Raw genomic sequence first — 11,865 nt, 5'->3', positions numbered from 1 at the left:
CCTTTTCCGACAAGCGGAGGCTGCCCGGCTTTGCCGGGCAGCCTGATTTTGCGCTGTTTGGCGCATGCCATTCTGCGGGCGGGCCTGGCCGGACGCGGCGGCAGCGGCCGGCGCCGCGCCGATGCAGGGCAGCGCCAACAAGAAAAAAGAAAAAGTGACGGCGAATTTTTAAAATGTAACCGAAATGTATCTGCTGGACTTTATAGTAAGAAGCACAGTAGATACCATAAGACCTGCGCAGCAGGCAGGACGGGAGGTGATGGCTACCTATGAAACAGGCGGCGGGAAAACGGGAGACCTTTGTGGTACAGATCCTGAATACGCAGAATGCCACATGGCAGGGAACCGTGACCTGGACGGATGGACAAAAGACACAGCCCTTCCGGAGCGCTTTGGAGCTGATTCGCCTCATCGACAGCGCCCTGCTGGAGCAGGTAGCAACAGGAGGGAGTGACCAAACGGAGCAAGACTGAGCACACCAAGCGGCCCCATGAACACCGTGCAAAGGCAAACCGTCCGAAAGGGCGGGACGCAAAGCCAGGAGGCTACAGCGGGCGACCGCCACGCCGGTCCGGCTGCCACTGTTCCACTTCTCTTATTTTAAGGAGGAATTGAAACAAGATGGCAAAGAGAATGAAACGGACCCTGTCCCTGCTGCTGACAGCCGTGCTGCTGCTGGGCATGCTGCCCATCACGGCGGCGGCGGCGGAGAGCAGCAATCAGCAGATCGAGGGCGGAAATGTCCCCGTGTACTACACCTATAATGAAGGTACGGGAACATTTGCGCAGGACGCGAACCCAATCAATGCAGTAACCACCAACAAAGCCACGGACCCGGAAGTTACGATCTCCAAGGTCATTCAGGGCACCGGGACCGAAAATCAGTTTGATATCACCCTGAACGTGACGACTACACAGAAGGTGGAGCGCTCCCCCTCCATGCCGGATGCGGCGGTGGCGCTGGTCATCGACAAGTCTACCTCGATGTACGATTGCGTGAACTGCGGGGAGAGCGAGAACCATCGCGATCACTCCGTACAGAGCGCCGGGTGTAGTAAGTGCAAGGTGTGTACCGGTTTTACGCCTAGTACCGGTGATAGCAGTCGGTGTACATGTGGCCATAAGAAATCGAGTCACTATGATCCCTGCGAGTATCAGTCCCGCATGGATGCCGCGAAGGAGGCGGCCATTGCCTTTGCAGCCGAGTACGCCGCGTCTGCCAAAGATGAAAATGGGAACGTGATCGCCCATCGGTATATGTCGCTGACCAAGTTCAGCGGAACGGCGGAATTGATCGACCTGAACGCCGCTTCTGCTTCGGTCTGGATCGACGTGGCGGCTTTGGACTGGACGCTGGGGGCGGATGGCCAGTATCACAACAGCGTGGTTGACGCCATCAATGGCGTCAACCCGCCCTCATGGGGCGACGGGACCAATGTGGCGGACCCGCTGGGCCTTGCGGACGGCGCGCTGGACAGCCTGTTCCGGGAACAGGCGAACAACGATAAGCTGAGCCGGGCGATGTCTTTCGTGCTTTTGCTGGGCGACGGTGAGCCTAACGTAGCAGGTGCTGCGCCTCAAGTTGACAGTGGTTTTGTGCGCTACACGAACTACAACGGAGATGGGTGGAATGCCGACTATAACTCCTACCTGAATGCGGAAAAATGGGTGTACAACATCCGCCAGACGGGGACGAAGCTTCTCTCCGCCTATGTGGGCGTCGACCAGACGGCGACAGGTTATCTGTGGTTCAATGCGATGTCCAATCAGTGCCAGCTGGCCGCCAATGCCGATGAGCTGGTTGAGAGCTTTGATATCTACCTGACGCTCATCAAAATTTCCGCCGAAGCATGGGAAGTAACGGATCCCATGGGGGCAAACATCAGCTTTGTCAGCAAGCAGGCCGGAGAGGCAAATTACCGGGTGACCGGTCAGGGTACGAACAGCGAGACCCTGATTTGGACGCTCCGCAATGATATCCCGACGGTCTATAAGCATGGAACAAGCACAAGGGTCGACTATGACAAGATCAAGGATAGTGAGGAATATGACTTTGTCTATTCCCTGACCTATCGTGTGCAGCTGGATAACACCGGGGCAGGCGCAGATCAGGTATGGCCTGACCAATGGTGCGACTTACCTGACGTATTATCTCACGGACCGTGAGGGCAACCCTGTCGACGAGCAGGGGAATCTGATTGCAGATTCGGAGGATCTGCCGGTTCTGTACTTCAAGGTCCCCAAGGTCAAGGGCCTGTATGCAGATCTGTACCTCCAGAAGCAGGACAGCAAGGGCAATCTTCTGCCCGGCGCGACCTTTACGCTGACCGGCGCGAAGACCATCGCGGACACCGGCGCCGGCAATGGGAACCACCTGTTTGCGGGGATCCCCTCCGGTGAGGAGCACAGCTATACCCTGACCGAGAAGAATGCGCCCGCAGGGTTTGTCACCCCCACCGGCAGCGACGCTCAGACGGCGATTACGGTGAAGTGGGGCAAGGTCTATGTGGGCAGCACGGAGATCACCGCGAATGCCCCCCATATCGTTCGGAACACCCGCGATCCGCAGAAGAAGAGCTTCACCGTCACCAAGAGCTGGCTGCCCGCCGGCAGCGCGCCCACGGACGGCACGACGGTTTCCGTTGACATTTATGTGATGACCGGCGCCACCCAGGACGGAACGCCGATCTACGACGCGGCGAAAGCGCCTGTGGATACGCTGGAGCTGACCCAAGGGAACGGCTGGAGCGATACCACCATACAACTGCCTACCAAGGACGAGGATGGCAATGATATCGCTTATGTGGCCGTGGAGCAGGCGGTGACTGGCTACCGTATCGTCACACCGGCCGTCCAGCTGGCCTCCACAGCGGGCAATATCATCACCAATGTCAAAGACGCAGAGAAGGAGATCACCGTCACGAAGGAATGGGAGGGCCCCGCCGCCGACCGGAGCCGCGTTACCGTCGCGGTGATGCGCGGCAGCACCATCGTGGATTCTGCCGAACTGAGCGCTCCCGGCTGGTCCCATACCTTCCGCGTTCCCACGTATGACAATTCCGGCAATGAGGTCCACTATACCGTGGCGGAGCTGGGCGCAGATAACAAGCCTGTCAACGGCACCGTGACATTCAACGGTCACACCTATACGATCCATTGTGACCAGGCGACCGGGAAGCTGACCAATACCATCACCGACCCCAAGAATGCCTCGATCGCCGGTACCAAGGTCTGGGTGGCCGCGGCGCTGGACAGCGCGGACAAGACCGCCACGATCGAGCTGTATGCCAACGGTAAGGCCACCGGCATCACCGCTGAGGTCACGGAGAGCAGCCCGGCGTTCTCTTTCACCGGCCTGCCCGTGTATGCCCTGAAGGGTACCGAGATTACGGTCGGAACGGGCGAAGACGCGCAGACCTACGCGATTCCGACTGCCGACGCCGACGGCGAGGCCATTGAATACACCGTCAAGGAGCGGGGCGAGAGCAACGGCAAGATCACCCTGGATGACGGCGACTGGTTCGAGGTCGGCTATAAAAACAACCAGGATGGCAGCGTGACCATCACCAACACCCTCAAGGGCAGTTTGACCATCGAGGGTGACAAGCGCTGGGACGACGAGGGCAACACCAACGACACCCGGCCCGGGTCCATTACCGTCCGGCTCTATGCAAACGAAGTGGAAGTCGAGGGGCAGGCGAGGGTCCTGACCGCCGACCGTAACCAGAGCGTGGAGCTGAACGACGCAACGCCGGAAAGCACCGAAACGCCCAGCACCGAACCTACAGTCGAGCCCACGATCGAGCCCACAGTCGAGCCCACAGTCGAGCCCACGATCGAGCCCACAGTCGAGCCCACCGCGGAGCCCACTGCCGACGGCGGCGATGCGGTCCTGTCCGGCGCACTGGCGGCGGCCCGCTTCATCGGCGTCGCGGGCCTGGACGGACTGGAACTGCTGGACGGCGCACCCGAGGGCGAGGGAGGACCGGCCGGCGGCATCGTCGCCACGGCGGGCACCTGGGCCTGGGCCGAGGAGACCCACTACAAGTGGGAGGATCTGCCCAAGTACGATGAAACCGGTGCGAAGATCACCTATACCGTGCGCGAAGATGCGGTTCCCAATTATACCGCCAGCTACGGGAAGGGTGAGGCCAAGAACGTGGGTGATTACGATATCACCAATATTCTGGAAGGCGATACCGCCAGCCTGACCATCTCCAAGACCTGGGTGGACGCCCGCAGCAGCCATGATACCGTTGCCTTTACGGTCAGCGCTGCCAACAGCGACAACGTAGCGCCGCGGACCGTGTACCTCCCGGTTACAAACGAAGGGGAGCCGGTCTGGACCACTACGATCTCGGTGCCTGCTTATGACGACGGCAAGCGCATCAATTATACCGTCCGGGAGCTGCTGGGCGGCGAAGCGCTGGAGAACGGGGCCGAATTCAAGCCCTACGGCGCCGATGGCGAGACCTATACGGTTACCTACAGCTCCTCCGGCAATGTGCAGGCCGGTTATGCCTGGAACGTGGTCAACACGGTGGGGCAGAGCAAGGTGAGCGTTTCCGCCACCAAGGAATGGAGCGGCGGGGATCCCGCTTACCGGCCCGCGCTGACCTTCACCCTCTGGAAGGACGGTGTGGCCACAAACCAGACCAAGGCCATGGTGTATGATGAGACTACGGGCATCGGCAGCCTGACCTTTGAGGATTTGGACCAGTACACCTTCAACGGCAACACCTGCACGAAGAACATCTATACCATCGTGGAGACCATGGAGGAGACCGCTCTGGCGGCTCGTTATACGCCTGCCAGCACCACCGGTGAAGACGGCGTCATCCGCTTCGTCAACACCTTTAACGCCGGTACCAAGGATATCAGAATCACCAAGACCTGGGTGGACGGCGCTGCCGCCCATACCGGTGCGGACGCTTCCTTCCTCATCCTGCGGGACGGCACGGAGCTGACCGGCGTGGACGCGCCTGCTGCGCCCACGGTGACGGCGAACGACGACGGCACCTTTACCTATCTGTATGAGGACCTTCCCGCCTACTCTGCGATGGACGGCCATGAATTTGCCTATACCATCCAGGAGAGCGGCGCGGTGACGGATGCAGCCACCGGGAAGACCACGGTTACCTGGGGCGGCAGCACTTACGACGTGGTCATCAATGGCTATTCTGTGACCAACACCCTGCAGCAGGATCATGTCGAGGTCACGGTGACCAAGATGTGGAAGGGCCCCGCCGCAGCCGAGGCCAAGTTTACCCTGACCCGCTGGGTCGGCACGACGCAGGACGACGGATTCAGCCTGGAGATCACCCTCACCGACGCCGATCGGAACGAGGACGGAACGGCTTGGGCCAAGACCATTACCACCGACGCCGACGGCGCTCAGCTGCCCAAGTATGATGACGGCCGCAACGAGTACACCTACGTGGTGAAAGAGGTCGTCGGCGCGGACGGCAAGGTCCATGCCTCCAACGGCCATGTGTATACGGTGACGGAGGGGGCCGGAAACGTCTTCCTCAATACCATCGAACAGGAGTACATCGCAGAACTGACGGTCACCAAGATCTGGAATGCCCCCGAGGGGATCGTCCTGCCCGAGTCGGTCACCGTATATCTGTACGGCGATGAGAACTGGGTGGCAATGGAGGGCGTGACGAACCCGGTCACGCTCACGGCCGGTGAAGAAGGTACCTGGAGCTATACCTGGACGAATCTGCCCAAGTATGCGCTCTCCAGCGACGGCCATGAGATCCGGTATACCGTTCAGGAGTGGGGCGCGCAGTCCATTATGACCCCCGACCTGGGCGGCGATAACGAAGGCGGCTCCTCCATCGCCATGAACATGGTGAAGTTCGGCGGCGACTACTACGAGGTCACCTACGGCGGCAGCGCGGCGGACGGCCTGACCATCACCAACACCTACCGCGCCAGTGATCAGTATCTCTACCGCGTGGACCGGGAGTACTACCACTACGATGAGAACGGAACCCTGATCACGGCGGACACCCTGAAGGTGACCGGAGACACCGTCGAGGGCAGCAAGGATCAGGAGATCAAATTGAGCGACCTGAATCCGAACAGCTACAAGAGCACGGACGGCCGGAGCACCTATGTGTACCAGAGCCAGAAGAGCCAGCCGCAGGATGGCGTAAAGCTGGAAGAGCCGGACACCATCTATGTGCTCACGCTGGTCTACGAGCTGCACGACGAAAAGGTCGTGCCCACTCCGACGCCTACCCCCTACGATCCGCCTGTGCATCCGACTCCGAAGCCCACCCCGAAGCCCACTCCGAAGCCCAGCGTCACCCCCACTCCGGAGCCGGTGGAGACGGATATCCCCGAGGAGCCCACACCGCTGGAGCCCGCTCCTGTGGAGCCGGTGCCCACGCCTGAGCCTCCTGCGGAAGAGGTGGAGATCCCCGAAGAGGAGCCCCCGCTGGGCGACCTGCCGCAGACCGGCGCAGTTGCCGGCGCGGTGGATCCCACCGCGACCCTGGGCCTGCTGGCCCTGGCGGCCTCCCTGTCCGCCGCTGGCCTGATCATCATGATCGGCCGCAAGAAGGGCGAAGAAGAGGACTGAAGCGCTTGAAAAAGCCGTGCCCCGTGCATACAGCACGGGGCACGGCTTTTTTGACCCGGTCACAGCAGATGCGAGGCGCTCCGCAGGGCGGAGCGCCTCGCATTTTGAAGCTGATTACTGAGCCTCCACCAAGGCATGCGCGCCATCGGCGGTGGCGTGGAGACTGTGGATGGGGGCCTTGTAGCTCTCGATCAGCTTGGTGGCAATCGCATCCTCCAGGTCCTTCTGGATCTGACGGCGCAGGTTACGGGCGCCGTAGGTCTGGGAATAGGACTTTTTGACCAAGTAGTCCAGCAGAACGTCGTCCCAGGTGAAGGTAATACCCTTTTCCGCCAGGGTGGTTTTCAGCTCGTCCAGCATGATGGAAGCGATGGCTTTAAAGTTGTCCTCGCTGAGACGGTTGAAGTAAACGATCTCATCGACCCGGTTGATGAATTCCGGCCGCAGGAAACTCTCCAGCGCCTTCATGGCCCGCTCACGGCCCTGCTCGCCCGCAGTGCGGCCGAAGCCCACGCTGCCGGAGGCATTGGAGCTGCTGCCCGCATTGGAGGTCATGACGATGACGGTGTTCTCGAAGTTCACATTGCGGCCCTGGGCGTCGGTAATGTGACCGTCATCCAGGATCTGAAGCAGGATGTTCAGCACATCCGGATGGGCCTTCTCGATCTCGTCGAAGAGGATGACGCAGTAGGGCTTGCGCCGCACCTTCTCGGTCAGCTGGCCGGCCTCATCGTAGCCTACGTAGCCCGGAGGGGAGCCGATGATGCGGGAGACGCTGAACTTCTCCATGAACTCGGACATGTCCAGCCGGATCAGCGATTCGGGGGAGTGGAACAGATCCTGAGCAAGCCGCTTGACCAGTTCGGTCTTGCCCACGCCGGTGGAGCCCACAAAGATGAAGGAAACGGGCTTGCGTTTGGAGGCGATGCCCACCCGGCCCCGCCGCACGGCGTTGGCCACGGCGTGGACGGCGTCGTCCTGGCCGATCAGGTGTTCCTTGAGACGCTCCTCCAGCTGGGCCAGACGCTCGTACTCCGCCTCCTGGATCTGACTGGCGGGAATCTTGGTCCACAGCTCGATGACCCGGGCCAGGTGCTCCACCGTCAGGGGAGGCGCGCTCTGGGCGTCCAGACGGCCCAGCTCCTCCTGGAGCTGGATCTCCCGGCTCTTGATGGCGGCCAGGCGCTCGTAGTCGTGGCCGGCCCCCTCATCGGAGAGCAGGGTCTCCCGCTCCCGGTTCAGGTTGGCCAGCTCCCGCTGGTAGCTGGCCTGCCGGTGCTCGTTGGAGCGCAGGGCCTCCTGCGTGGCGGGGTTTCCCGTGAGGGAATCGTGCTCGGCGTTGAGCTTGGCCAGCTCCCGGCGGATCTCCGCCTGGCGCTGCTCGTTGCTCTTCAGGGCGGTCTGGCGCTTGTAGTCCCGCTGGTTGGCCTCGCTCATCAGGTCTTCGCGCTCTTTGGAGAGGGATTCCAGCTCCTTTTTGACCTCCACGCTGCGGGCCAGGCCCTTATTGTGCAGGTTCACGTCGGAGCAGGCCTCGTCGATCAGGTCGATGGCCTTGTCGGGCAGGAAGCGGTCGGTGATATACCGCTCGCTCATGGTCACGGCCAGGCGGCACATCTCCGGGGAGATGTACACGAAATGATAGTGCTCATAGTAGGGGGCGATGCCCTGGATGATCTTGACGGAATCCTCAATGGAGGGCTCCTCCACGATGACGGGCTGGAAGCGCCGCTCCAGGGCGGAGTCCTTTTCGATGTACTTGCGGTACTCCGTAAGGGTGGTGGCGCCGATGACCTGGATCTCTCCGCGGCTCAGAGCGGGCTTGAGGATATTGGCCGCGTTCATGCTTCCCTCGGCATCTCCGGCGCCCACGATGTTGTGGACCTCGTCGATGACCAGAATGATATTGCCCAGCTTGCGGATCTCCTCGATGAGCCCCTTCATGCGGCTTTCAAACTGGCCCCGGAACTGGGTGCCCGCCACCAGGGCGGTCAGATCCAGCAGGTAGACCTCCTTATCCAGCAGCTTGTAGGGTACGTCCCGCTCATAAATCTTCTGCGCCAGACCTTCCGCAATGGCGGTCTTGCCCACGCCGGGCTCGCCGATGAGGCAGGGATTGTTCTTCTGGCGGCGGTTCAGGATCTGAATGGTGCGCTGGATCTCCTCATCCCGGCCCACGATGCGGTCCAGCTTGCCGTCGGCGGCCTTTTGCGTCAGGGAGATGCAGTAATTTTCCAAAAATTTGCGTTTGGGCTGCTTTTCGCCCTTGCCGTTCTTTTCCTTTTCCTCCCGGGCGGGGCGGGAAGCCTCACGCTCAGGGGGCTGGCCGGGGTTCTGGGCGGAGCCGAACAGCTTATTCAGGAAGGGAAAGGTAGCGGTCTTGCCGTCCTCGTCGTCCTCGTCGCCGTCCTCATCCTGGGCCATCAGGCCCTCCATGCCCTCGGCGCCGCCGAAGGCCGACATCATCTCGTTGGTCAGGCCCTCCAGGTCCTCGTCGGTGATACCCATTTTCTGGATCATATCTTCCACGGGCTTGATGCCCATTTCTTTGGCGCATTTCAGGCAGAGGCCTTCACTCTTCGTGGTGCCGCCCTCCATCTTCTGAATGAAGATGACGGCGACGTTTTTGTGACATCTGGAGCAAAGTGTGGGTTGCATCTATTTCAACTCCTTCCGGAGCGCTTCCGAATCGCAGCGGAACGCTCCTGAGATAACATTCCTTTTGAGAAATGATTCTAATCCGAAATTATGAACTGCGTATGAATCAGTGGGATTTTCTTTTTTCCAATCCCTTGACAAATTGGTACAGATAGCTGAAAAAGGCGGCTACCGTCAGGACGAGGGCCGCGGAGATCATCCGCACGGCCCAGGGCCTTGGAATAGCGGGGAAAAGGACCAGAGCGGCGCACACCACGAAGAACACGCCGGTGGCGCTCTTGCCCAGCCAGTTGGAGGAGATCACGTCCCCCCGCGCCCGATACATGAGATAGCCGCCGATGGCCATGGCCAGTTCCTTGCAGAAGAAGATCACGACCGCCCATACAGGGATCACTCCGTCCGCAGTAAGGCAGAGGATCACGATGAAGGTCATCAGCTTGTCGGCCATCGGATCCAGAATGCGGCCCAGACGGGTGATCTGGCTGAAGCGCCGGGCGATCCAGCCGTCGGCCACATCCGTGACAAACGCGGCCAGATAGAGAACGGCGGACCAGAGATGGGCGTTGGGAGCGCAGGAGAAGTAGACCAGGGCAAATACCGGCACCAAGGCCAGGCGAAGCAGGGAGAGCAAGTTTGGAATCGTCATAAGTCACCTGAATTTCCTTTGCACGCCGGTGCGGCGTTACAGTCCGCTCAAGAGAGCGAAGGGGTTGGTGTCCATAAAAAAGCGAAGCAGGCGGGTCTGTTCCACCGTCTCTTCCGGGATCAGATGGCCGGAAAACTGGATCAGCCAGGCCGCGACGAACAGAAGAATACACCCCTGGATCAGCCCGAAAAGGCCGCCCAGCGTTTTGTTGAGAAAATGCAGCCCCGGCAGCCGGGCGACCAGATCCAGAGCGCGGCTCACCAAAGTCCATGCCGCCAGCAGGAGGAGAAATCCCGCCAGGAAGAGCACCAGGTAGGCGACCGATTGGGCCACGGCGGCGGCCACCGCCGCCGCGGCGCTGGCGGCGATCTCCGCCACGCCCTGTTCCACGGCACGGTCCACCGCGCCGATCAGATTTTGGTAGAGCCCCATATCGCGCAGGATGTCCAGCACACCCTCCAGGGGGACGTCTTCGGTGGTGAGCACGGCCTGCTCCCCCTCTGCCACACGCTGTTCCAGCGCGTCCTCCAGACGGGTCTCGATAGCGGCGGCGAAGCGCGGCTCCAGAGCCTGGGCCACCATGGGAGAGACGGTGCGGGCCAGAAAGCTGGCCCCGGCGAACGCCACCACCACCGCCAGCAGAGAGCACAGGGAGAGCACCAGCCCGCGCCAGGCGCCCCGCAGGGTGAAGATCACCAGCACGGCCAGTACGATCAGGTCAAAAAGGAGAAAAGCTGCCATGAGATGCCTCCTGCGTGGTAGGATCAGGGAACATAGAGCCGGGCTTCGCCGCTGCCGATGAGCATGGCGGTACCGTCGCTGCGCATCAGCACGCGGCGGGCCCCCTGGGTGCCGTCCAGCGTGGCGTAGAGGCCGAGCTGCTGGTCATACAGGTCCAGCCGGTCGGCCGTGAGCACCGCCACATACCGCCCGGCGGCGGAAAGAGAGAGCACCTGCTCGTCAATGGACAAGGAGGCCTGTACCGCGCCCGCGCCGTCCACGATGGTCAGCACGGCATTGCTGCCCGCACGGTACTTGCCCAGCAGAAGCGCGGCAAAGCCGTCGCCCTCCAGCGAAAAGCCCTTCAGATAGCGTCCGCTGTAGGTATAGCCGCCGCCCAAAGCGCCGGAGCCGTCCACCCGGTACACGCCGTTCTCGCCCAACAGCCAGATGCCGTCATCCGTCCAGCGCAGGGCCAGGGGCGCGTTGTTGCCCACGGAGCAGGACGCGTCGGGCGCGGCGCTGCCGGCGTCATGGTCCAGCCGGTACAGGTCCACCCGGCAGTCAAAGCTGCCCTCCTCCAGACCTACGGTCAGGACGGCGACGGTCTTGTTGTCGGGGGAAAGGGCCGCGTCCATGACGAAGCGGCTGGACAGGTCAAGCCGCATGACGGGGGCATAGCTTCCGTCGTAGACCGTAACGCTGCCCTTATACCCGTGCTCCTGACTGACCAGGACCAGCCACCCGTTCGGATTGAGCGAGGCGGAGATCAGGGAGCGCTCGGTCTCCTGGGAGAGGGTAAAGGCCACCTCCCGGCCGGAGAGCACGAACAGCTCCTGTCCCCCGGCGTCGTAGACCAGGCCCCGTTTGCCGCAGGCGCTTACCACCGGGTGTTCCAGCAGTACGGTCTCGTCCACATACAGGGTGCCGCTGCCCGAATAGAGCTGAAAGCCAGTAGGGGAGCAGACCAGCAGGTCTCCGTCCAGGTTGGCGAAGGTGTCGGACGCGCTGCCGCCGTAGGAAAAGGTCTCCGCCTGTCCGCTGTCGCTGCGCTCCAGATTGCGGTAAGAGAACCAGCGCCGGATGGAATCCAGGTTGATCCTGTCGCGCCAGGCCACCAGGGCCACGGCGCCCACGACCAGAGCGGCCGTCAGCAGAAAGGCCAGCAGCCGCCGCAGCAGATTTGGTTTTTGCAGTTTGGGGGCCGGACGGCCCCCGTTGATTTCTTCCATTTTATGCTCCTGATCGG

Annotated in this window: 9 protein-coding genes, 1 pseudogene and 1 riboswitch; of the genes and pseudogenes, 5 read left to right on the top strand and 5 right to left on the bottom strand. The window is 61.6% G+C overall.

Annotated features, from left to right (window positions below; genetic code table 11):
• The 4 genes and pseudogenes from NE547_RS09415 to NE547_RS18595 all read left to right on the top strand — a co-directional run.
• Positions 1-273 (top strand): hypothetical protein (locus tag NE547_RS09415; protein WP_256175589.1); only part of this gene is annotated, 273 nt, incomplete at its 5' end.
• Positions 270-473 (top strand): hypothetical protein, encoded by a 204-nt coding sequence (locus NE547_RS09410; RefSeq protein ID WP_256175587.1) that lies wholly within the window; start codon positions 270-272, stop codon positions 471-473. The genes NE547_RS09415 and NE547_RS09410, both read left to right, overlap by 4 nt.
• Positions 474-496: 23 nt before the next feature.
• A riboswitch (cyclic di-GMP riboswitch) is annotated at positions 497-583 on the top strand.
• Between the two features lie 38 nt (positions 584-621).
• Positions 622-2,166: a hypothetical protein gene (locus tag NE547_RS09405; RefSeq protein ID WP_256175585.1), complete on the top strand. Its 1,545-nt coding sequence runs from the start codon at positions 622-624 to the stop codon at positions 2,164-2,166.
• Positions 2,075-3,733 (top strand): annotated as a pseudogene (locus NE547_RS18595) (Cna B-type domain-containing protein); the annotation flags it as partial. The gene NE547_RS09405 and the pseudogene NE547_RS18595, both read left to right, overlap by 92 nt.
• On the opposite strand, the gene NE547_RS18590 reads toward NE547_RS18595, so the two are convergent.
• Complete coding sequence (locus NE547_RS18590) at positions 3,667-3,924, bottom strand: glycine zipper domain-containing protein (RefSeq protein ID WP_370866839.1); 258 nt, start codon at positions 3,922-3,924, stop codon at positions 3,667-3,669. The pseudogene NE547_RS18595 and the gene NE547_RS18590 sit on opposite strands and share 67 nt — an antisense overlap.
• Here NE547_RS18590 and NE547_RS09400 point away from each other — a divergent pair.
• Positions 3,836-6,592, top strand: coding sequence for a Cna B-type domain-containing protein (locus NE547_RS09400; RefSeq protein ID WP_370866838.1), 2,757 nt, complete (start codon positions 3,836-3,838; stop codon positions 6,590-6,592). The two genes, NE547_RS18590 and NE547_RS09400, sit on opposite strands and share 89 nt — an antisense overlap.
• Before the next feature lie 114 nt (positions 6,593-6,706).
• On the opposite strand, the gene NE547_RS09395 is transcribed toward NE547_RS09400, so the two are convergent.
• From NE547_RS09395 to NE547_RS09380, 4 genes are all read right to left on the bottom strand, one after another.
• The gene (locus tag NE547_RS09395) at positions 6,707-9,250 is read right to left on the bottom strand and encodes an ATP-dependent Clp protease ATP-binding subunit (protein ID WP_186906333.1); all 2,544 of its coding nucleotides are present in this window, start codon (positions 9,248-9,250) and stop codon (positions 6,707-6,709) included.
• Positions 9,251-9,356: 106 nt separating this feature from the next.
• The gene (locus NE547_RS09390; protein WP_186906332.1) at positions 9,357-9,896 is read right to left on the bottom strand and encodes a CDP-alcohol phosphatidyltransferase family protein; all 540 of its coding nucleotides are present in this window, start codon (positions 9,894-9,896) and stop codon (positions 9,357-9,359) included.
• A gap of 36 nt (positions 9,897-9,932) precedes the next feature.
• The gene (locus tag NE547_RS09385; RefSeq protein WP_186906331.1) at positions 9,933-10,637 is read right to left on the bottom strand and encodes a CvpA family protein; all 705 of its coding nucleotides are present in this window, start codon (positions 10,635-10,637) and stop codon (positions 9,933-9,935) included.
• A gap of 23 nt (positions 10,638-10,660) precedes the next feature.
• Positions 10,661-11,848, bottom strand: coding sequence for a DUF5711 family protein (locus tag NE547_RS09380; protein ID WP_186906330.1), 1,188 nt, complete (start codon positions 11,846-11,848; stop codon positions 10,661-10,663).
• Positions 11,849-11,865: the final 17 nt, after the last annotated feature.

Source organism: Flavonifractor sp. DFI.6.63 (genome assembly GCF_024462255.1).
GTDB classification, from domain to species: Bacteria; Bacillota; Clostridia; order Oscillospirales; family Oscillospiraceae; genus Lawsonibacter_A; species Lawsonibacter_A hominis.
The sequence above is the reverse complement of the archived record's forward strand: the minus strand, read 5'-3'. Positions and strand labels throughout refer to the sequence as shown.

Bases quoted from the DNA above. Each gene is read 5' to 3' on its own strand.
- NE547_RS09390 (WP_186906332.1), bottom strand. From the start codon at position 9,896: ATGACGATTCCAAACTTGCTCTCCCTGCTTCGCCTGGCCTTGGTGCCG.
- NE547_RS09385 (WP_186906331.1), bottom strand. From the start codon at position 10,637: ATGGCAGCTTTTCTCCTTTTTGACCTGATCGTACTGGCCGTGCTGGTG.
- NE547_RS09405 (WP_256175585.1), top strand. From the start codon at position 622: ATGGCAAAGAGAATGAAACGGACCCTGTCCCTGCTGCTGACAGCCGTG.
- NE547_RS18590 (WP_370866839.1), bottom strand. From the start codon at position 3,924: ATGAAGCGGGCCGCCGCCAGTGCGCCGGACAGGACCGCATCGCCGCCG.
- NE547_RS09410 (WP_256175587.1), top strand. From the start codon at position 270: ATGAAACAGGCGGCGGGAAAACGGGAGACCTTTGTGGTACAGATCCTG.
- NE547_RS09380 (WP_186906330.1), bottom strand. From the start codon at position 11,848: ATGGAAGAAATCAACGGGGGCCGTCCGGCCCCCAAACTGCAAAAACCA.
- NE547_RS09395 (WP_186906333.1), bottom strand. From the start codon at position 9,250: ATGCAACCCACACTTTGCTCCAGATGTCACAAAAACGTCGCCGTCATC.